Origin of the sequence: Vibrio sp. EJY3, from assembly GCF_000241385.1 — a bacterium.
GTDB lineage: Bacteria > Pseudomonadota > Gammaproteobacteria > Enterobacterales > Vibrionaceae > Vibrio > Vibrio natriegens.
This window is the reverse complement of sequence record NC_016613.1, coordinates 3,256,925-3,278,900: the sequence shown is the minus strand read 5'-3', so window position 1 is coordinate 3,278,900 and position 21,976 is coordinate 3,256,925. Positions and strand designations below refer to the sequence as shown.

Annotated in this window: 15 protein-coding genes; 3 read left to right on the top strand and 12 right to left on the bottom strand. The window is 47.3% G+C overall.

What is annotated here, in order from left to right; all coding sequences use genetic code 11:
• Positions 1 to 357: 357 nt before the first annotated feature.
• The 6 genes from accC to VEJY3_RS14850 all read right to left on the bottom strand — a co-directional run bounded on the left by accC (position 358) and on the right by VEJY3_RS14850 (position 7,718).
• The gene (gene accC / locus VEJY3_RS14875) at positions 358 to 1,701 is read right to left on the bottom strand and encodes an acetyl-CoA carboxylase biotin carboxylase subunit (RefSeq protein WP_014233261.1); all 1,344 of its coding nucleotides are present in this window, start codon (positions 1,699 to 1,701) and stop codon (positions 358 to 360) included.
• A 14-nt stretch (positions 1,702 to 1,715) separates the two neighbouring features.
• Positions 1,716 to 2,174: an acetyl-CoA carboxylase biotin carboxyl carrier protein gene (gene accB, locus VEJY3_RS14870; RefSeq protein ID WP_014233260.1), complete on the bottom strand. Its 459-nt coding sequence runs from the start codon at positions 2,172 to 2,174 to the stop codon at positions 1,716 to 1,718.
• 60 nt (positions 2,175 to 2,234) lie between these two features.
• Positions 2,235 to 2,684, bottom strand: coding sequence for a type II 3-dehydroquinate dehydratase (aroQ, locus tag VEJY3_RS14865; RefSeq protein WP_014233259.1), 450 nt, complete (start codon positions 2,682 to 2,684; stop codon positions 2,235 to 2,237).
• A 304-nt stretch (positions 2,685 to 2,988) separates the two neighbouring features.
• Positions 2,989 to 4,938 carry an acetate--CoA ligase gene (gene acs, locus VEJY3_RS14860; protein ID WP_014233258.1) on the bottom strand — a complete coding sequence of 650 codons (1,950 nt, stop codon included), beginning with the start codon at positions 4,936 to 4,938 and terminating at the stop codon, positions 2,989 to 2,991.
• A 293-nt stretch (positions 4,939 to 5,231) separates the two neighbouring features.
• Positions 5,232 to 5,861: a 3'-5' exonuclease gene (locus VEJY3_RS14855; RefSeq protein ID WP_014233257.1), complete on the bottom strand. Its 630-nt coding sequence runs from the start codon at positions 5,859 to 5,861 to the stop codon at positions 5,232 to 5,234.
• Between the two features lie 30 nt (positions 5,862 to 5,891).
• Positions 5,892 to 7,718: a DUF294 nucleotidyltransferase-like domain-containing protein gene (locus tag VEJY3_RS14850; protein ID WP_014233256.1), complete on the bottom strand. Its 1,827-nt coding sequence runs from the start codon at positions 7,716 to 7,718 to the stop codon at positions 5,892 to 5,894.
• 231 nt (positions 7,719 to 7,949) lie between these two features.
• On the opposite strand from VEJY3_RS14850, the gene VEJY3_RS14845 reads away from it, so the two are divergent.
• Together VEJY3_RS14845 and VEJY3_RS14840 are read left to right on the top strand one after the other, a co-directional pair.
• A complete protein-coding gene (locus VEJY3_RS14845; RefSeq protein ID WP_014233255.1) occupies positions 7,950 to 9,140 on the top strand; it encodes a 3-phenylpropionate MFS transporter in 1,191 nt (396 codons plus the stop codon).
• A 120-nt stretch (positions 9,141 to 9,260) separates the two neighbouring features.
• Entirely contained in the window at positions 9,261 to 12,695 is a 3,435-nt protein-coding gene (locus VEJY3_RS14840) for a hybrid sensor histidine kinase/response regulator (RefSeq protein WP_014233254.1), read from the top strand.
• 75 nt (positions 12,696 to 12,770) lie between these two features.
• Here the strand turns inward: VEJY3_RS14840 and VEJY3_RS14835 are convergent, their stop codons facing one another.
• The 4 genes from VEJY3_RS14835 to VEJY3_RS14820 form a co-directional block, all read right to left on the bottom strand.
• Positions 12,771 to 14,156 (bottom strand): lyase family protein, encoded by a 1,386-nt coding sequence (locus VEJY3_RS14835; protein ID WP_014233253.1) that lies wholly within the window; start codon positions 14,154 to 14,156, stop codon positions 12,771 to 12,773.
• 164 nt (positions 14,157 to 14,320) lie between these two features.
• A complete protein-coding gene (locus VEJY3_RS14830) occupies positions 14,321 to 14,803 on the bottom strand; it encodes a hypothetical protein (protein WP_014233252.1) in 483 nt (160 codons plus the stop codon).
• A 105-nt stretch (positions 14,804 to 14,908) separates the two neighbouring features.
• On the bottom strand, positions 14,909 to 16,636 hold the full coding sequence (locus tag VEJY3_RS14825) for a sodium:solute symporter family protein (RefSeq protein WP_014233251.1): 1,728 nt from the start codon (positions 16,634 to 16,636) through the stop codon (positions 14,909 to 14,911).
• Between the two features lie 12 nt (positions 16,637 to 16,648).
• Complete coding sequence (locus VEJY3_RS14820; RefSeq protein ID WP_014233250.1) at positions 16,649 to 16,912, bottom strand: DUF4212 domain-containing protein; 264 nt, start codon at positions 16,910 to 16,912, stop codon at positions 16,649 to 16,651.
• Positions 16,913 to 17,300: 388 nt separating this feature from the next.
• On the opposite strand from VEJY3_RS14820, the gene VEJY3_RS14815 reads away from it, so the two are divergent.
• The gene (locus VEJY3_RS14815) at positions 17,301 to 19,043 is read left to right on the top strand and encodes a potassium/proton antiporter (RefSeq protein WP_014233249.1); all 1,743 of its coding nucleotides are present in this window, start codon (positions 17,301 to 17,303) and stop codon (positions 19,041 to 19,043) included.
• Positions 19,044 to 19,224: 181 nt separating this feature from the next.
• On the opposite strand, the gene VEJY3_RS14810 is transcribed toward VEJY3_RS14815, so the two are convergent.
• Together VEJY3_RS14810 and VEJY3_RS14805 are read right to left on the bottom strand one after the other, a co-directional pair.
• Positions 19,225 to 19,854, bottom strand: coding sequence for a response regulator transcription factor (locus VEJY3_RS14810; RefSeq protein WP_014233248.1), 630 nt, complete (start codon positions 19,852 to 19,854; stop codon positions 19,225 to 19,227).
• Positions 19,855 to 20,047: 193 nt separating this feature from the next.
• Positions 20,048 to 21,868: a protein-disulfide reductase DsbD gene (locus VEJY3_RS14805; protein ID WP_014233247.1), complete on the bottom strand. Its 1,821-nt coding sequence runs from the start codon at positions 21,866 to 21,868 to the stop codon at positions 20,048 to 20,050.
• Positions 21,869 to 21,976 lie beyond the last annotated feature (108 nt).

Genomic DNA, 21,976 nt, shown 5'->3' with positions numbered 1-21,976 from the left:
TTACCAGAACTCTGCGATTTGTTTGAGTATATACCCAAATGACTTCAAGATGCAGGATTCAGAGCGTTGTCACTGATACTAGTTCAAGGAAAATAATGCAGCGGAATAGCAAGCACTTTCCAAGTTATTTGACGCAGAAATTGTGTCAGTGACACGCTCCCGAAGGGCGAGTTGTCTTGACTCACAGCCTTTGTTAACGATTTTTGATTTAGTACCACTAGATCTTCAAATCGTTGCCGCGTCTGAGAGCCAAGTCATTCTCGCTGAACCAAGCATCTCGAGGTTATTTGGGTATAGACTTTGTACAAAACAAAAATGCCCACAGATGTGGGCATTTTTCAGGAGTTCAACTAAGGCTTATTGCAGACCTAGTTTCTTCTCTAGGTAATGAATGTTGGCACCACCGTGCTGGAAGTTCTCATCATTCATGATTGAAACTTGCAGAGGCACGTTAGTTTTGATGCCTTCGATGATCATCTCACCAAGTGCGTTCTTCATACGTGCAATCGCTACATCACGGTTCTCACCGTAAGTGATCAGTTTACCAATCATTGAATCATAATGAGGTGGTACTGAGTAACCGGTGTAGATGTGCGATTCCCAACGTACGCCCATGCCACCTGGAGAGTGGAAACGCTCAATCTTACCTGGAGATGGTAGGAAGCGCTCTGGGTCTTCTGCGTTGATACGACACTCAATCGCATGGCCGCGGATCTTAATATCATCCTGAGTGAATGACAGAGGCTGGCCAGCTGCAACACGTAGCTGCTCTTTGATTAGGTCGATACCTGTAACCATTTCTGTTACTGGGTGCTCTACCTGAATACGAGTGTTCATTTCGATGAAGTAGAACTCACCGTTTTCGTATAGGAATTCGAACGTACCTGCACCGCGGTAACCGATTTCGATACATGCACGAGTACAACGCTCACCGATGTACTTACGCATTTCTTCAGTGATACCTGGTGCTGGTGCTTCTTCCACAACTTTCTGGTGACGACGCTGCATTGAACAGTCACGCTCACCTAGGTGGATTGCGCCGCCTTGGCCGTCAGCAATAACCTGAACTTCAACGTGACGAGGGTTTTCCAGGAATTTCTCCATGTAAACCATGTCGTTGTTGAACGCTGCTTTCGCTTCTGCACGTGTCATAGCAATAGCTTGTACTAGTTCTTTTTCAGAACGTACAACACGCATACCACGACCGCCGCCGCCGCCTGACGCTTTGATGATGACTGGGTAACCAATGCGTTTAGCAAACGCTTTGTTTTTATCTTCATCATTGTCTAATGGACCGTCAGAACCTGGTACACAAGGAACGCCAGCTTTCTTCATTGCGTTGATCGCTGATACTTTGTCGCCCATCAAGCGGATAGTTTCTGCTTTTGGACCAACAAAGATGAAGCCGCTGCGCTCAACTTGCTCTGCGAAGTCTGCGTTTTCTGACAAGAAGCCGTAACCAGGGTGGATAGCTACTGCACCCGTTACTTCTGCTGCAGAAATGATACGTGGGATGTTTAGGTAGCTGTCGATACCACGAGCAGGACCGATACATACGGTTTCATCTGCAAGTAGTACGTGCTTAAGATCGCGGTCAGCTGTTGAGTGAACAGCAACGGTCTTAATACCTAACTCTTTACAAGCGCGAAGAATACGAAGTGCGATTTCACCTCGGTTCGCGATGACTACTTTGTCTAGCATAAGGCAAGCCTCGCTTATTCGATTACAACTAGAGGTTGGTCGAATTCAACTGGTTGGCCGTCTTCAACAAGGATAGCTGTAACAACGCCAGATTTGTCCGCTTCGATTTGGTTCATCATCTTCATTGCTTCAACGATACATAGAGTATCGCCAGCGCTAACTTTTTGGCCTACTTCTACGAATGCTTTCGAGTCAGGGCTTGGAGAACGGTAGAAAGTACCAACCATTGGAGAAAGAACTTGGTGACCCGCAGGTACTGCTGGAGCTTCAGCTGCTGGTGCTTCTGCTACTGGAGCCGCTGCTACTGGCGCAGGTGCTGCTACTGGAGCTGCTGCGTAGTGAACTGGTGCTGGCGCAGCTGCAGTGCCGTGACGACTGATGCGTACTGATTCTTCACCTTCTGAAATTTCTAGCTCAGCAATGCCAGACTCTTCAACTAACTCGATTAGCTTTTTGATTTTACGAATATCCATCTTTTCTTTCTCTTTTATCTTGTGATTAAGACAACCCCGTAGGATTGCAGAGTGTAAGGGTTACTTTGTCTGAAGTTTGTTAATTACAGCAGACAGAGCAAATTCATAACCTTGTGCGCCTAGACCGCAAATCACCCCTTCTGCCTTATCTGACAGGTATGAGTGATGGCGAAACGGCTCACGTGCGTGCACGTTTGATAGGTGCACTTCGATAAATGGGATGGCGACGCCAAGTAATGCATCTCGCAGTGCTACACTGGTATGAGTGAAAGCAGCTGGATTGATGATGATGAAGTCAATCTTGCCATGCGCGGCATGAATGGCTTCAATCAGTTCGTACTCACGATTTGATTGTAGGTGTTCTAATTCCACCCCTGCGTTGTGAGCTTGCTCCGTTAGCGTGTTCACAATCTGTGCTAAGGTGTTATTACCATAGTGTGTCGGTTCGCGCAGACCTAACAGGTTAAGGTTTGGTCCGTTTAGAACAAGAATCCGTGACTTTGCAGACATTATGTTGCTATCTTCCCTTATCGTGAGTGGAACGTTTATTTTCCCAAATATACGATAATTCAACACGATTTTTTTGTTAAAACCGAGCAAAATTTAAAAAATCGACCAAGATTATAGCTAATTCATAGCAATTAGCAGCAATTTACTGGTCTAATCTCCCAATAGCTCATGTTCTTTCTGCAACCAAGTTAACAAAAATAACCTAATGACCACATCAAGGGTGTGGCTAACTTGCGTCCCAAAGCAAAAAAACCGCCATCAAAGTGGCGGTTTTTTGTTATTTGTTTAAAACTGGCTAGTTAGCTTACGCCAGCTCAGCTTTTTCAGCGATAAGTTTGTCTACGACGCTAGGGTCTGCAAGCGTTGACGTGTCACCCAGGTTGCTCGTATCACCAGTTGCAATCTTACGCAGAATTCGACGCATGATCTTACCAGAGCGAGTCTTCGGTAGGGAATCCGTCCAGTGCAGTACATCTGGTGTTGCAATTGGACCGATCTCTTTACGCACCCAGTCTTTAACTTCTTTGTGCAGTTCCGCTGAAGGGAATTCACCATCGTTTAGCGTGATGTAAGCATAGATAGCCTGACCTTTGATGTCGTGCGGGATACCTACGATGGCTGCTTCTGCAATCTTGTGGTGCGCGACTAGGGCAGATTCAATCTCTGCGGTACCCATACGGTGTCCAGATACGTTCAATACGTCATCCACACGGCCTGTGATCCAGTAGTAACCATCTTCGTCACGACGAGCGCCATCACTGGTGAAGTACATGCCCTTGAAGGTTGAGAAGTAAGTTTGTTCGAAGCGTTCATGGTCACCATAGACCGTACGCATCTGACCTGGCCACGAATCAAGAATCACAAGGTTGCCTTCAGCTGCACCTTCAATAATGTTACCCATGTTATCGACAAGCGCAGGTTGTACGCCGAAGAATGGACGGGTCGCGGAACCTGGTTTTAGATCTGTAGCGCCTGGTAGTGGAGCAATCAAGATGCCGCCTGTTTCAGTTTGCCACCAAGTATCGACAATCGGTGAATTTTCGTTACCGATGGTCTTGTAGTACCACTCCCATGCTTCTGGGTTGATTGGCTCACCTACCGAACCCATGATGCGAAGGCTTGAACGAGACGTGCCTTCAACCGCTTCATTACCTTTTGCCATTAGCGCACGAATCGCAGTTGGCGCAGTGTAAAGGATGTTCACTTGATGCTTATCAACCACTTCGCTCATACGGCTTGTGCTTGGGTAATTTGGCACACCTTCAAACAAGATGGTTTTAGCGCCGTTCGCTAATGGACCGTAGATAAGGTACGTGTGACCAGTAATCCAACCCACGTCAGCAGTACACCAGAAGGTTTCGCCTGGCTGGTAGTCGAAGACGTATTTAAATGTCATTGCGGCATAAACAAGGTATCCACCAGTGGTATGCAGTACGCCTTTAGGTTTACCCGTAGAGCCTGAGGTGTAAAGGATGAAAAGTGGATCTTCGGCTTTCATCTCTTCTGGAGGGCAAACGTCAGAAACACTTGCGGTTGCTTCATGCCACCAAACATCACGGTGATCATGCCATTCAACATCGCCACCCGTACGTTTAAGAACCAACACTTTGCTGATGGTTTTCACGTCTGGGTTAGTCAGTGCTTCATCAACATTCTTTTTAAGTGGAACCGCACGTCCGCCACGAACGCCTTCGTCAGCGGTGATGACAACTTTAGCGTCTGAGTCAATGATACGGCCAGAAAGTGCTTCTGGTGAGAAACCGCCGAATACCACAGTGTGGACTGCGCCGATGCGGGTACAAGCCAGCATCGCGATTGCAGCTTCAGGTACCATTGGCATGTAGAGACAAACTACGTCGCCTTTACGTACGCCTTGATCTTTCAGTGCGTTTGAGAATTTACATACTTCTTTGTGTAGTTCATTGAACGTCAGCGTTTTATCGTCTGCAGGGTCATCGCCTTCCCAGATGATTGCTACGTCGTCGCCGTGTTCTGCTAGATGGCGGTCAATACAGTTTGCTGATACGTTAAGTGTGCCGTCTTCAAACCAGCGGATGTCGACGTGACCCGTGTCGAAAGAGGTGCTTTTTACTTGGGTGAAAGGTTTAATCCAATCAACGATTTTGCCGTGCTCGTTCCAGAAGCCCTCTGGGTCGGTTACCGACTGCTGATACATGGCTAGGTAGGTTTCATTATCCGCGTGTGTATGAGTTTTAATGTTTTCTTTTACCGGATAAACGTGGGCTTCGCTCATGGCTTCTCTCCTTGTGCCTTTATTTCTCGGCCTTACAACAATCTACATAAGACTTTGAATCTTTACTTTGTCGGGCTGTTGTATTTACCCGCTCTATCAACATTATGATTTTCTAAAACATAAAGAATAGAACGGATATTTGTTTTAAACAGTTGGTCGTCGCAAGACTGACCTTGTGCTAATAACTTTCAGTCACAGCGCGTATTTCCACAATTAGACTTTAGGATGATAGAGAGGGATCTACCGAAAAAGGGTTGAAATAAAAGTAATTATGGGAGCCAGGTCAACAGGAATTATGTGTATGGCACGCTGAGACTCGGTAAATCGCCTTTGGTTAAACGAACAAATACCAATGCTGCGGATATCGCATCTTGCAAAGCGTCGTGCTTATCTTGAATTGGCAGCTCAAGGTGCTTGCAAATCGCCTCCAGACTTAAGTCGAAATAGGCGTTCGGTAAATGTCGCTCCAGCTTGTCGTGGTAAATCTGGCTTACTTCAATAAGAGGGTTGGGCAGCGGGAAGCCCAGTTGTCTTTGGCAGGCGAGGTCTAAGATTTTTTTGTCGTAACGGATGTGGTAGCCGACGAGCGGACGATTGCCGATAAAGTCTATTAATTTCAGTAGCGCATCCTTTTCGCTGATGCCGTCGACTAAATCCTGATGGCGAATTTTGTGGATTTTTACCGAGCCGGAATCGAGAGATTGTGGCGCTCGCAAATGCACTTCGAATGGTTGGCTGGTGATAATGCGGTTATCAATGATTTTAGTGGCTGCGATGGTCACCAGCTCTGCTCTATTCGGGTCTAGGCTGGTGGTTTCGCAGTCGAGAGAAACCAGCTCGGTTTTATCTGGTGCACAAAATAACGACTGATAAGGCGAGCCTTTCAGTTTATAGTGCCAATATTTTCGTTGTAGCCAATTCATCCCAGATACCTCTTTTACAACTTACCGGGCTTAATCACGGATCTGATAGTGGAAACCTAAAAACTGCTTAAACTTTTTCACGACATGCAGGCTATGACGCAGCAAGTCGCGCTCTGTTCTGTCGAGTTGTTTGAGGTCGATATTATTCTGTGCCTCTTGTTGGTTAAGTTGCTGATTGAGCCGAAGCTTAAAGAACAATTTAAGTGCTTCGTTTAAGTTATCCGCCGTTTCTGGCTCTAAAATTCGTTTGTTTCTTAAAGCTTCTATGCGGGCAAAGGTATTTTTCTCTTCAATGGCATATTCGAGAGACAGAGTTCGGATGCCGTGCACTATCGGGAAAATACCGCCGCGTTTGATATCTAAGCCATCTTTGGCACTTTTTACGTTACCAAACAGAGTTAGAGGCACAGAAAACTGCAACGCTGGACGGGTAAAGTCGGACAGGATCAACATGCGATCTTTCATTGTGTCTCTGAGATGGTTGGCGACGGGAGTGAGTAATTCTCGATTGCCGGCAATGGCTTGCGCATCACTGAAGATGGCTAAGTCCATGATTTGTTCTGGCTGCGCTTTTGAAATCCAATTATCAAGGGTTCGAATCCACTCTGATTGAGAGTTTACCCATTTAGGATTGTTGACCATCACTTTGCCAGGGCAGAGCGGATAACCCAGTTGCTGCAGGGTGTGGGTGAATGATTGCATCACTTGTTCACTGTGCGACCACTCTAAACCGTCTTTAATGATCAGCGCGTTATCTTGGTCGGTCTTGAGGATCTGTTCCCCTCGGCCTTCCGAGCCTAAAACAATTAAGCAGCAGTGGTCGTGGAGTGCTGGTGGCACCACTAATTCAAACGCTTTCTCGATAATTTGTTCATTAACGGCAGATATCAATTCCATGATAAATCGGGTGCGAATGCCGTTTCTGACCAGACTCTCTACCAACTGGCGTTGTCGGTTGGACGCCAGAGCGAGTTCTTCGACACTGCTGGCTCTGGCGATGCTGAGCGTAAGCACGTGTGAATGAGTGGAGAATGCACTGAGGATCTGCGTCATATCCAACATGCCAATGGCTTGATTACCATCGCAGACCATCAGGCGCTTCATCCTGTGGCGCGTCATCGTAATCATGGCATTAAACAGGAAGTCGCCTTCATCAACGTGGTAAACCGGGAAGGTGGCGATCTCGCCCACAGGTGTATCGACAGCGCAGTTATCTAACATCACGGAATGGAGCATGTTCGTTCGCGTGACAATGGCGTACGGATGCGCTGAAGGCCATTTTTCGAGGCGTGGATCATCTGGGTTGAGCTCAACTAATGCGGCGTCGATGCCGTTTTCCTTCAATGTTCGTGTGACATCATTGATAGGCATGTCGGGCTTAAGAATCATCGGAGGATGGTAAATGCTCTTATCGACTTTAGTCAGAATAAACTCGGCCAGATTTTGCTGTTGCTGCGCGGCTTCGATTAATGCCTGTCGTTTAGATAGGTTGTTATCGAAGTACGCTGCGAATTGTCCATTCTCGTTATAGAGTTCAAGAAACACTTCTTTTGGCAGCAAATAGGACAGCGTATCCTCAAGCGCTACATATTGATGACGCACACTCTCTTCAAACAAAGAACGGACATCAAACATATCGTCATTGGCATAGTGAGCGAAAACTTCGCTCTGGTCTTTGGAGCGCTCTTCCACGGCACCTTTGATCAAAATATGCAAATGAGGGTTGGTTTGCCCACAAGATAAAATCACATCTCGAGTTCGATAATATGCCACGTCGAGAGACGAACGCAGTCGCGCTTGCTGCTTGCTGGTCAGGCGATCGAACGGGGGAGATTGCATATTAAACTTATCAGGCATAAGAAACCCTAAAATTGGGAGGAACACATTCTAAGTCTGACAAATTTCCTCCCATAAGCCAGACGACTTTGGTCTAAATCCAGGGCGTTAAAATCCACGCTTTCTTGATTTTTAAAAGTTTGTATCCCATCGAGGAAACGGTAAGTTGCCGATTCTTCCCTTTTTCTACTCCGTTTCGCGATCCATAATCCACGCTCATAACGTTGGTGTTCCCATTTTAGGAAAATAATAATGCTAAAACCTTCTCCGTATGGCTGGATCTCCCAGTACTTTCTCGGATTCTTTTTTGCGTATGGCGTCTATCTGCCATTTTGGTCATTGTGGTTTAAAGAGCAGGGTGTCACGCCGACTGATATTGGCTTGCTAGTAGGTTTAGGCTTGGCAACTCGCTGTGTTGCGAATCTGGTGATCACTCCTCGAGTGCATAGAGTGGAGCGTTTGATGCCAGCATTACGTTGGTTGAGTTTCGCCGGTCTTATTTTTGTAGGATTCCATTTTTTTACCGGCGGTAACTTTTGGTTAATGGCGTTGGCTACCATTCTATTTAACTTATGTTGTGGCCCCATTATCCCGCTCTCTGATGCGATGGCGAATTATTATGCGCGTTTAAAAGTGCTCGACTACGGGCGTTCACGTTTATGGGGCTCGATCGCGTTTATCGCTGGTTCTACCGTGGTTGGTTACTTAGTGGCAGGTTTTGGTGCGAATATGATTCTGTACACCGCAATGGCGGGTTTAACTATAGCCTTATTGTTTGCGATGCGTATGACTAACCCAATGCCGGTAACGCTCAGTGATCAGCACGCTGAACGTCCTAAATTGTCGGCACTGTTAACCGAGAAATCTGTCCTTAAGTTTTTAGTGCTTGTGTCGCTAATTCAGGGCAGCCATGCGGCGTATTATGGCTTTAGTGCGATCCACTGGAAATCCGCAGGTCACTCTGAAGATGTGATTGGTTACCTTTGGAGTCTGGGGGTGGCAGCAGAAGTTGCCGTATTTGCATTGAGCAAGCGCATCTTTGCTGGTCGTTCTCTGCGTTCACTGTTTGTAATTGCGGCTTGCGGTGTGATGTTGCGTTGGGGGATCACGGCAGGTACAACGTCAATTCTAGCTTTGGTTATCGTCCAGCTGCTACATGGCGTGACGTTTGCGGCTGCGCATATTGCTGCGATTCAATACATCCAAAACTCTTCAGAGAATAAAATGGTTGCGTTACAGGCGCTATATAACGCGATTGCGCTTGGGGCATTTACTGCGCTGATGACGGTGCTCAGTGGTTGGGCTTATGAACACTGGGGCGCGTTTGTGTTCTGGGGAATGGCTGTGATGGGATTGATTGCACTGTTCATTAAACTGGATCCGCAAGAGCCAGCAAGGCATGTTGTTGACCTGTCGGATAAAACACTTGAAACACAGAATTAGACTTCTGTGACAAAGGTTAAAAACTAATCTTTGTCTCTGTTGTGAAAGCAGTGTTAAATGAAACCTCTCCCTTACGGAGAGGTTTTTGTTTTTTGTAAGCAAGGTCATAAAGGATATCGGATGCAAGGATGGCTGGTGGTTCCCGTTTCTTTGGCGTACTTGGGAGCCCTATTTATAATCGCGTGGTATGGAGACAACCAGAGAAGGTGGCTAGCCAGATGGCGGCCTTGGATCTACAGCTTGTCTATTGCTGTGTATTGTACCTCCTGGACGTTCTACGGCACGGTGGGCCAAGCGAGCAGTAATCCCTGGTCTTTTCTGCCCATCTACATTGCGCCGATTCTGGTCTTTACGCTTGGTTGGCGAGTGCTTGCCAGGCTGATATTGATCGCCAAGCGTGAACACATTACCTCTATTGCTGATTTCATTGGCGCACGTTATGGAAAATCGCAGGGATTAGCGGTTGCCGTAACGCTGATTGCCGTCGCGGGGATTCTTCCTTATATCGCATTGCAGTTACGTGGCATCACCATGGGGCTGGAAATCATTGCGCCTGAGCTTGCGTCAGACTTTGGTTATCAGAACGACAGTGTCTCTTGGTTTGTGGTAATGGCACTGGCCATCTTTACCATTTTATTCGGTACGCGTCATATCGATAACACCGAGCACCACCGGGGCATGATGATGGCGATCGCCTTTGAGTCGATCATCAAGCTGATGGCATTTTTAGTGGTTGGTGTATTTATTGTCTGGCTGGCAATGAGTGCAGAAAACCTCAGTCTGATAGATGTCGCTACCGAAACCTATCAGCCGCCCAACATTCCTACCATTCTGATCCATACCGTGCTTACCATGTTGGCGATCGTTTGTTTACCTCGTCAATTTCATACCATGGTGGTGGAAAACGAGCGCGCTCAGGATCTGCATGTTGCCCGCTGGTTGTTTCCACTCTATCTGATTTTAATGGGTATTTTTGTCTTGCCGATTGCGTGGGTAGGGCAAGGACTGCTGAGTGATGCGTCGCCAGATACTTTTGTTATCAGTGTGCCGATGGCGGTTGGCGCGAGCGAGATTGCGTTACTGGCATTCCTTGGTGGCACTTCCGCAGCAAGTGGGATGGTGATCGTTTCGACTATCGCGTTAGCCATCATGGTATCGAATGATCTGGCGATGCCACTGCTTTTACGTCGTATGCGCCTGTCCCAACGTAATCATCAGCACTTTTCTCAGTTGCTGCTGCGTATTCGTCGCGCACTTATCCTGATTCTTTTGATTGGTGCATGGGGCTTTTATCAGGCACTTGATAGTATCCACTCACTCTCTGCGATAGGCTTTCTCTCGTTTGCAGCCATCACTCAATTCGCGCCGGCACTGATTGGCGGGATGTATTGGCGTCAGGGAAACAAGAAGGGCGTTTATGTCGGTCTTGCGGTTGGTTTTACTATTTGGCTTATCACCCTAATGAGCCAAACCGACATGCTTGCGGGTAACGCTAGCAGTAACTTTCTGATTTGGCTTATTACGCCACCAGAGATGCTAACTCAGTTTGATATTGCGATCTCTGACTGGGGAATGATTCTCAGTGTCGCGGCCAATACCGCCTGTTTTGTCGTCGTTTCTCTGATTACTCGTCCAAGCCTAAGTGAGCGCTTACAATCGGCTTCGTTTGTTGGTACACCGTTGCCAGAAAGCGAAAATATGAGCCTTTACCAGAGCCGCGTTACCGTGGCTGAACTGGAAATGCTCGCCTCTCGTTTTGTTGGGCGATCTCGCGTTAAAGTTGCGTTTCAGGCCTATTGGAGCCAGCAACGTGAAGAGCTGATGCCGAACCAGCAAGCACCGTCTTCATTGATACGACACACTGAACGTGTGCTCGCGGGGGTCTTCGGTGCATCTTCTGCTAAGTTAGTACTTACTTCTGCCTTGCAGGGAAGAAACATGCAGCTCGAAGAAGTCGCGACCATCGTTGATGAAGCTTCTGAACTGTACGATTTCAGCCGAGGGCTACTGCAAGGGGCGATCGAGCATATTGGCCAGGGTATCGCTGTGGTCGATAAACAATTGCGGCTGGTGGCATGGAACCAACGTTATCTTGAGTTGTTTGAATTTCCTCCGGGGTTAATTCAGGTCGGCCGTCCAATCGCAGATGTCATTCGCCACAATGCCGAGCAAGGTTTATGCGGCCCGGGTGATCCAGATGACCATGTTCGTCGCCGGGTTTACCATCTTGAGCAAGGAACGCGGCATACATCGTCTCGTGTTCGCCCTGACGGTCGAGTGATTGAAGTGCAGGGGAATCCAATGCCGGGTGGTGGTTTTGTCATGAGTTTTACTGACATCACCGTGTTCCGCGATGCCGAACAAGCACTAAAAGAAGCCAATGAGACGCTTGAGGAACGCGTGCGACTTCGTACCCGTGAACTTGAACGGCTTAACAAACAGCTGGTGGCGGCGACGCAGCGTTCAGATTTAGAATCGAAGTCAAAGTCACGATTCCTCGCGGCGGTGAGCCACGACCTGATGCAGCCTCTTAATGCTGCAAGGCTGTTTGCCTCTTCCCTTTCTGAAGTCGCCAAAGACGACGAGACGAAAAAGCTCTCTTCTCATATCGAAAGTGCACTCGGTGCCGCAGAAGATTTGATTGGCGACTTGTTGGATATTTCCCGTCTGGAGTCAGGCAAGCTTGAAGTGCATGTCTGTGGGTTCGCTGTAAATGATGTATTGGCGAATTTAAATGCGGAGTTCAGTGCGCTGGCGAAACAACAGGGTATTGAGTTTACGATGATCCCTTCCTCACTGACGGTGAATTCTGACCCCAAACTTCTGCGCCGAGTGGTGCAAAACTTTCTTACTAATGCGTTCCGCTATAGTCCAAACGGCAAAGTCGCTTTGGGTGTGCGCCGCGTCAAAGGTCGAGTGCGTATTGATGTCTGGGATAACGGTATGGGCATTGAAGAAGAGAAACAGCAGGAGATCTTTGAAGAATTTAACCGAGGCTCTCAAGTTCGCTCTGATCAGGGCTTAGGGTTGGGGCTGGCGATATCGAAAGGGATAGCGCAGGTGCTGGGACATGAAATCTCGATGCGCTCCTGGCATGGCAAAGGCAGTGTCTTCTCGATTACGCTCGACAGAGCCGAGAGCGTACAGGTCATCAGCACAGTGACGATGCCAAGCAGTACTCAGTCTGAGCTATGCCATCTGAAAATTCTGTGTGTCGACAATGAGCCAGATATTTTAGTGGGAATGGATAACCTGTTATCGCGTTGGGGCTGTGATACACGACTGGCCGCCGACTTAGTCGAAAGTCTGAAAGCGCTGGATGATGGCTGGGTGCCGGATGTGATCTTCTCGGATTACCGACTGGATAACGGACGCACTGGATTGGAAGTGCTGCAACAGTGCCGTCTTCGTCTGGGTAATCGCTTTGAAGGTGTCATCATCAGTGCGGACCGTACCGATGATATGCTCGATGGCATCAAAGCGAATGGATTTAGCTTTATCGCCAAACCCGTTAAACCGTTGAAGTTGCGTTCGGTACTAAACCGAGTAGCCTAATTTTATTTAGTTTCAGTTATTTAAAGTTAGATAAAGACCTCCAGTTGGAGGTCTTTGTGTTTGAGGCTGGACGAATTACTCAGCCACCCCGCCTTGCGTCAATTTGGTTGGATTCAGCAGTTTCTCCAGTGTCGCACGATCTAAGTCGGTTTCCTCTTCAGCGACATCAATGATCGCCCGTCCTTGTTTATAAGCCTTTTTCGCGATTTCGGCAGCTTTCAGGTAACCAATAACCGGATTAAGTGCGGTGACCAGAATAGGGTTCTTGGCTAACGCCACATCAAGATTATCTTGCCTGACTTCAAACGTTGCGACGGCTTTGTCTGCCAGTGCAGTGGCGCTGTTGGATAGTAGCTCAATGCTTTCTAATACATTATGAGCAATGACAGGCAGCATCACGTTGAGCTGAAAGTTACCAGACTGACCCGCAATGGTGATGGTGGTGTCATTACCAATAACTTGGGCGCAGGCCATGGCGACAGCTTCTGGAATAACAGGGTTTACTTTCCCCGGCATGATGGAAGAACCGGGCTGAAGTCCTTTTAACTCAATTTCTCCCAACCCTGCTAGTGGTCCGGAATTCATCCAGCGAAGATCGTTTGCGATCTTCAGGATCGCAACTGCTGACGTTTTGAGCTGTCCGGATAGGGCGACGATCGCATCCTGACTGCTGAGATTAAAAAAGAAATTTGGACTGGAACAAAACGCTACATTTGTTGATTGTGAAAGATTGTCTGCGAAAAGTGGGGCGAATCGCGGATCGGCATTGATCCCAGTACCTACTGCGGTACCACCTTGCGCCAGTGCCTTCACGGCTGGCAAAGCTTGTTCAATTGCTTGTTTGGCGTGTTCGATTTGGTACTGCCATCCTCCAAGTTCTTGGGCAAGGGTAATCGGCATGGCGTCCATCAGATGAGTTCGACCTGTTTTTACCACGTCTTTCAAGGCTTGTTGTTTAGTGCCGAGTGTCTGGCAAAGGTGCTCCAAAGCGGGAATCAGTTGCTTTTCGATCGCCAGTGCTACGCTGACCTGAATCGCCGTTGGCACGACATCGTTACTGCTTTGGCCCATATTGACGTGATCATTGGGGCTTACGCTTTCTCCAAGAGTCTGGGCAGCCAGCGTTGCGATCACCTCATTGGCATTCATATTTGAGCTGGTACCAGAGCCGGTTTGGAAAACATCAATCGGAAATTGCTCCAGATGTTGCCCGTCGATGATCGATTGCGCTGCATTCGCTATCGCATCGGCAATTTTACTGTCTAATATTCCTAATTGAGCATTAGTCAGTGCTGCGGTTTGTTTGATATGTGCTAGAGCAAGGATGAAGCCTTGTGGCATGGTGTGTCTGCTGATGGAAAAATTGTCTACGGCACGTTGAGTTTGAGCCTGATAAAGAGCATCAGAAGGGACTTTCACCTCACCCATACTGTCGGTTTCAATACGAAAGTCTCTGGTCATGACTTGCTCCTCTGTTCTCAAACCTAAGTCTCTTATCAACCATAGGTGATTTACGAGGATTTTGATGACAAAAAAGCCGATGCATGAATACAGGCATCGGCTTGGAGCAAGTGAGCTATATCCCTACAATTAAGCCCAGCTTTCTATTTTGTTCTTTATTTCAGTTATTCGGTAAACAGGGTCTCGTATTTCACGAAAGCCGTTTGAGTCTCGCCGTAGTAGAGCGTTCCTTCTGACTGAATGACCACTCTTAACCAGCTTTCTGCTGATTTTGGTTTCGGTAAGGTGATGTACCAGTTTTTACCTGCTTGATCAGCGGGCTTCATATCGACTGGCTGCGCGTTCTTTTCCTGATTTGCGACCACAGAAACTTTCACGCCTTCCAGTGGGAAAGCCGCATTGAGAGACAATTCTAGACTGTCTTTCGTTAGCTTCTCAGAGCGAAACTTCACTTTAAAATCGCCATTTTCCATATCACAAAGACCACTGGTGTAGCGACAATTGGACTTGCTGGCCAATTTATAACTTTCACCTTCTTTCGCGGCATGAGGCTTTTCACTTAACGCTAAATCCGTACCGAAGTAGGCAATTAACGATAGGATCGGAGCGATTAACAGGGCGATAATTAAGTGCTTGTTTTTGAACATCTTGGCTTCCTTGCAACGACAGACTTCGAAATAGTAACTGAAAATAGAGAATAAAAAAGCCCCGGACAGATGTTTCCAGACGGGGCTTTGTGGTTCTAATTATAATTAGTGGTCGACAGCTTGGCCCGCACCTACTGGTACACGTACGTGCTCAACCAGATCTTTCACTTCTTGTGGTGTTTCTGCTGTTACTCTCGATACTGCGAACGCCACGATGAAGTTGAATAGCGCACCAATTGCACCAAACGCGTTTGGCTCAATGCCTAGGAACCAGTTGCTGCCCCAGCTTTCCAGGTAAGTCCAATCCGCGATGAATAGGATACCTTTGTGTTGGAACACGTAGAACAGCGTGATACTGATACCAGCAATCATACCTGCGATAGCGCCTTCTTTGTTGATGCTCTTACTGAAGATACCCATCATCAATGCAGGGAAGATAGAGGACGCTGCCAGACCAAAGGCCAGTGCAACGGTACCTGCCGCGAAGCCCGGTGGGTGTAGACCTAAGTAGCCTGCTACCGCAATTGCCACTGCCATGGAAATCCGGCTGGCAAGGAGCTCTTTCTTCTCGGAGATATTCGGGTTAATGACCCCTTTGATTAAGTCGTGAGATATCGCGGACGAAATCGCCAGTAGTAGACCCGCAGCGGTTGATAGTGCTGCTGCCAGACCACCTGCCGCAACCAATGCGATTACCCAGTTTGGTAGCTTAGCAATCTCTGGGTTAGCCAGTACCATGATGTCGTTATCAACTTTTAGCTCGTTAGTAGCCGCATCAGAAGTGTACTGAATGTTGCCATCACCGTTCTTATCATCGAAACCTAGCAGGCCTGTTTTTTCCCAGTTTTTAAACCAAGCAGGACGCTCGTCGTAAGCTAGGTGTTGGCCAGGCGCCGGGTTAACTGTGTTCATTAGGTTTAGGCGCGCCATTGCTGATACTGCAGGTGCTGTTGTGTAAAGAATAGCAATGAAGATTAGTGCCCAACCTGCTGATGTACGTGCGTCACGAACCTTAGGTACCGTAAAGAAACGGATGATTACGTGTGGCAGACCAGCCGTACCGATCATCAGTGACATGGTGTAAGCAAACATGTTTAGTGTATCACCACGAACTTGAGTGGTGTATTCACTAAAGCCGAGTTCGGTCACCACCTGATCGAGCCGATCGAGTAGATAGACATCGGTTCCCGCCATGGTACTACCAAGGCCAATTTGCGGAATTGGGTTACCAGTCAATTGCAGAGAGATAAATACTGCTGGGATAGTGTAAGCAAGAATGAGTACACAATATTGAGCAATCTGCGTGTATGTGATGCCTTTCATGCCGCCTAGTACAGCGTACATAAATACGATACACATACCAATCAGTAGACCTGTTGCGTAATCTACTTCTAGGAAGCGACCGAATGCAACACCTACACCTTTCATCTGACCGATAACGTATGTTACTGACGCGATGATCAGACACACAACCGCTACGATACGCGCTGTCTTAGAGTAGAAACGCTCACCGACAAACTCTGGCACGGTAAATTTACCGAACTTACGTAGGTAAGGAGCAAGAAGCAGAGCAAGCAGAACGTAACCGCCAGTCCAGCCCATTAGGAATACAGAACCACCGTATCCCATGAAGGCAATCAGACCCGCCATCGAAATAAACGACGCCGCTGACATCCAGTCTGCTGCTGTCGCCATACCGTTCGCGATTGGGTTTACACCGCCACCCGCAACATAGAACTCTTTGGTTGAGCCTGCGCGCGCCCAAATCGCAATCCCGATGTACAGGATGAAGGTTGCGCCAACAACCAGGTAGGTAATAGTTTTCAAATCCATCTGAGTGACTCCTTACTCATCCACGCCGAATTCACGGTCTATTTTGCGCATCTTCCACGCGTAGTAGAAAATAATACCCAGGAAGGCGTAGATGGAGCCTTGTTGAGCGAACCAGAAACCAAGTTTGTATCCACCTAGTTGAAATTGATTTAGTACATCGACAAATAAAATGCCGCAGCCGAAAGACACAACGAACCAGATGACCATTAGGCCAATCATGAGTTTCACGTTCTTGTCCCAATAGGCTTTGGCTCTTTCTTCACTTTCAAACGCCATTGCCGTCTCCTTACGATTGGTATTGTTGTTAAAAAAATGTTTCACCATGTACATTAGCAAGGTGTTGGCAAGAACTCTTTTCAACTTTAGTCGGGGCGTAAAAATCAAAAAACGCCCGTAGAATGGGCGCTTAAGGCAATTGTAAGAAAGTTTTAGCATGTTAACGTGGTGTTAAATTAGCCTAAGGTCTAATGCGAAATGACATTTTTCACTAATTATTTTTGCTGGCGTTATCTTTTCTTCATTTGTTTCATGAAACCTATACTCATTGCTACAAGTTATTTGTTTACATAAAGTTTTCGTTTCAACTAAAGCATTGAGACACGATAAGGGGTTAGACTAACGGTCTTAGTACGTTGGGTATAACTTTTATATTAGGGAGAGTGGAATGGACGCAAACACCATCAATAGCTTTTTTCTCGTCGGTGCATTGCTGATTGCACTGAGCGTTCTTCTAAGCCCTGTGTCCTCTAAACTGGGTATTCCTATTCTTCTCGTGTTTCTTGCGGTTGGTATGTTGGCCGGAGAAGATGGCTTAGGCGGAATATTATTTGATAATTACTCAATTGCTTATTTAGTCAGTAACTTAGCTTTAGCGATTATTCTGCTTGATGGTGGCATGAGAACACGAGTCGCGAGCTTCCGGGTGGCGTTGTGGCCTTCGGTGTCATTAGCCACGCTGGGTGTGGCGATGACGACGCTTTTAACCGGTTTGATGGCTACCTGGCTGTTTGATCTGGACTTACTGCAAGGGATTCTTGTGGGTGCTATCGTGGGCTCTACCGATGCTGCTGCGGTGTTTTCACTACTGAAAGGGCGCAGTCTCAATGAGCGTGTCGGTTCAACGTTGGAAATCGAATCCGGTACCAACGATCCGATGGCCGTATTTCTCACCGTTACCTTAATTGCTATTTTGTCGAGCTCAGGTGCGGAGTTAAGTGTCGGCTTCTTAGCACTGAGCTTTGTGAAGCAGTTTGGCATTGGTGCATTGCTTGGTATTGCTGGTGGCTGGTTGTTATGGAAGATCATAAACCGCAATCAGCTACCGGATGGCTTGTACTCCATTCTGACCGTCAGTGGTGGTCTGCTGATTTTTGCCTTATCGAATACATTCGGTGGTAGCGGCATTCTGTCCATTTACCTAGTCGGTCTGTTATTAGGTAATCGTCCTACGCGCAGCCGCCACTCGATTCTTCATGTGCTGGATGGAATGACATGGTTGGCCCAGATAGGCATGTTCCTAGTGCTTGGTTTGCTGGTCACGCCTTCGAATCTGTTGTCGATCGCCTTGCCGGGGCTGGCACTCGCCTTTGGTATGATTCTGTTTGCTCGTCCAATTTCAGTGTGGGTAGGCTTACTGCCATTCAAAAGTTTTACGCCGCGTGAAAAGTGGTTTGTTTCCTGGGTGGGGTTGCGTGGTGCCGTGCCGATCATTTTGGCGGTGTTCCCGATGATGGCAGGCCTTCCTGATGCACAGCTTTATTTTAACCTCGCGTTCTTCGTCGTTATGGTCTCGCTGATTGTTCAGGGAGGCACATTGACCAAAGCAATGTCGCTAGCCAAAGTAGAACTGCCTCCAAAACCGGAGCCAATATCGCGAATTGGTGTCGAGGTTTATCCTACCAGTGAGTGGGAGCTATTTATCTATCGATTGAAAGCAGACAAATGGTGCATTGGGGAGCCATTACGTAGCTTGTCTATGCCGGAAGGCACGCGTATTGCGGCGGTATTTCGCCACCAGGAATTGATGCACCCATCAGGAAGTACCAAGCTGGAAGAAGATGATACTTTGTGTGTCTTTGCTCAAGAGAAAGATTTAGATGCGTTGAGCCTGTTGTTTAGTGAAGCACCAGAAAAAGCCTCAATGACTCGTTTCTTTGGTGATTTCTTTTTGGATATTGAAGTCAGACTGGCCGATGTTGCCATGATGTATGGTTTGGATCTTGGCGAGGAAGCGCTGGGTATTACACTGAGAACCTTGGTGGAAGAACAACTGGGAACAGCCCCTGTACTGGGTGACCAGTTTGAATGGCAAGGGCTGCATTGGATTATTGCTGATGTAGTCGATCAGCAAGTGACCAAAGTAGGCTTACGCTTGCCTACTGAACAAGAGGAATCGGAAGAAGAGTAATATCAATCACAGTAAGACAATGGTCAGAAATAGCGCAGGAAAAACGCTTGAGAACAAGGTAGAATTTTTCGATAAGTAGTTATTCTACAATCAAACTTCTTTTACAACGAAAAGTTAACGCAGTTATCTAGTGTTTTAACAAGCTAGGATGACCAGTTACTTACTACGATTGGTATAAACCTTAGTTGTTCATTTCCGTTAACATGATGACAGCTTGAGTGCGGTTCTTCACGCCCAGCTTGCGGAAAATTGCCGTCATGTGCGCTTTGATGGTGGCTTCTGATACATTCAGCTCATAAGCGATTTGTTTGTTTAGCAAGCCATCTGACAACATCCCCAACACTTTGTATTGCTGCGGCGTCAACGTGGCAATCTTCTCTGCCAAGTCACTACATGCAGCATTATTGGTAATCAGACCTTCAGGGAAGTACGGGTCGCCGTTAAGCACCTGATTGATAGCATTAACGAGTTCACGCATATCGCTTGATTTAGGAATGAAGCCGAAAGCGCCGTGACTTTTAACCTGAGTTACGATAGCAGGCTCTTCACTGGCTGAAACGACAACTACTGGTAAGTCAGGGTATTCAGCACGTAGGTGAATCAGGCCCGACATACCATTTGCGCCAGGCATCTTGAGATCCAACAGTACTAAGTCTGGCTCCTCTTCCCTCTCCAATAACGCAAGTAAGGCATCGAGTGAGTCAGCTTCGAGAAGATTGGCACCACTCACCGCCATGTGTACCGATTGGAACAAAGCATTACGGAAGAGAGGGTGATCATCAGCAATGATGATGGTGTAGGTCGAATCCATGACGTTAAACACTTTTGACTATTTGGTTAAATTTATTATTGTCCAGCTTTGAGATTGTGGACAATATTTATTCGCTAAAAGTCTGAACCAAATCGACTTTTATTAGAGAAAATGCATATAACCCTCATTTTATTTTTTTGTTTTGTGCAATAAAAACGCCAGTAGAAAATTACTGGCGTTTGAATTTGTCTGATTAGAACTGATTGATGTGCTCTAAGAAAGGCTCTGCCTGCATGAAACCAGTTAAACGAGCGTTTGAAACGTGCTCTCCTTTACTGTTCCAAAACTCAATCGTTGGTAGGCCAAGGACGTTCATACGCTTGAGTAATTCAATATCTTGAACCTGATTTTTGGTCACATCCGCTTGCAGTAGCACAAAATCTCGCAACTTTTCTTCGACTTTTGGCGAATGGAAGGTGTACTTCTCAAACTCCTTACATGCCACACACCAGTCGGCATAAAAGTCGAGCATGACCGGTTTACCTGCCGCTTTTGCTAGCGCCAGTTGTTCTTCTAGCTCTGCGACATTCGCAATTCGGGTGAAACTGACACTGGCTTGCTGAGCATGAGTTTCGTTGTTACCAAACCAATAATTCAACGCAGGTTGTGCGGAAGCGAATAATCCCAGAACGGCAATAATTCCAACGGCACTCTGTTTCCAGCCGCCAAACTCGAGGCTGTTTTTCACATGATATAGCCAGCCAAAAGCAGCCACACCCAACACAGACCAAAGTAACGTTGACCACATTTCAGGTAACAGGCGTTCAAGCAGGAAGATAGGGGCAGCGAGCAGAATGAACCCGAATAGCGTTTTAACCCGGCCCATCCAGTTACCCGCTTTCGGCAGCAGTTTATTGCCGAAGACCGCAACTAGAATCAGAGGAATCCCCATCCCCATAGCCAGGGCGTACAGAGCAACACCACCGGTTAGTAGATCGCCACTTTGCGCGACGTAAAGCAGCGCACCAGAGAGCGGCGCAGTGGTGCATGGTGAGCATACCAAACCGGAAATGGCACCCATCACAAATACGCCAGTACCGCTGCCACCGTGCTGTTTGTTACTTAGATTATTGAGCCAGGTTTGCACGCTGCTTGGGAGTTGCAGCGAATACAGGCCAAACATCGACATTGCCAACGCGATGAATAAGACACTCAGACCGATGAGTACATACGGGTGCTGCATTGCCGCCTGAAACTGCATACCAGCAGAAGCAACGACCAGACCAAGCAGGGTATAAGTCAGCGCCATACCTTGTACGTAAATAAACGACAAGCCAAGTGCACGTCGTTGGCTGAGTTTCCCGCTACCAAGTACAATGCTGGTCAGGATCGGGTACATAGGCAGTACACAAGGAGTAAAAGCAAGGCCGACACCTAAAGCTAAGAACAGCAGTGGCGTCCACCAGCTTTCAGCCAGGTTTGCCGCCAGACTGTCTTGCTGCGTAACAGGCGCTGTCGGCGCTGTGTTTGTTACTTTTGGCGTGGCTTGTGTAGTTTGTTTTTGGGTTGGCTGTTGTGGTGCAGTGGTAGCTGCGGAACCTGTCGGTGAAGTAAAGGCGTTGATAGGAATGACACGGGTTTCTGGTGGATAGCAGAAACCTGCTGAGGCACAGCCTTGATACTGGACGATAACACGTGCACCTTCCTGCCAATTTGAAAGCGGAACATTGACAAATAGCGGCATGGTATAGATATGCACCTCTCCAAAGAACTCATCTTTGTGTGGTGTCCCACGCTCCATGTCTAACTCACCAAGTGTGACATTCTCGCCGGATACCGACAAACGTTCTTGATACAGGTAGTAGCCGTCACGTACCTGCCAGTCGAGCATCAGCTTGTCATCTTGCTGATAAAAATTAAACGGAAACGCTTGATCAACAGGAACAAAGCTGTCGCTGCTGTTACCGAAGTTGTTGTTCTGACTATTGTTAAACTGGTCCTTGCCGAATAAGGCTAAAGAAGGCGCAGAAAAGGTAATCAACCCTAAGAGTAATACGGAAAGTAATGCACGCATAAAATGTTCAATTCGTCTTAGCTAATTGCCGTAAGTGTAACTCAATCAGACCTGCTGACTAACCGATAAGTTTCATCAAAGTGAAGATTTGTTAATCAATACGTTCAA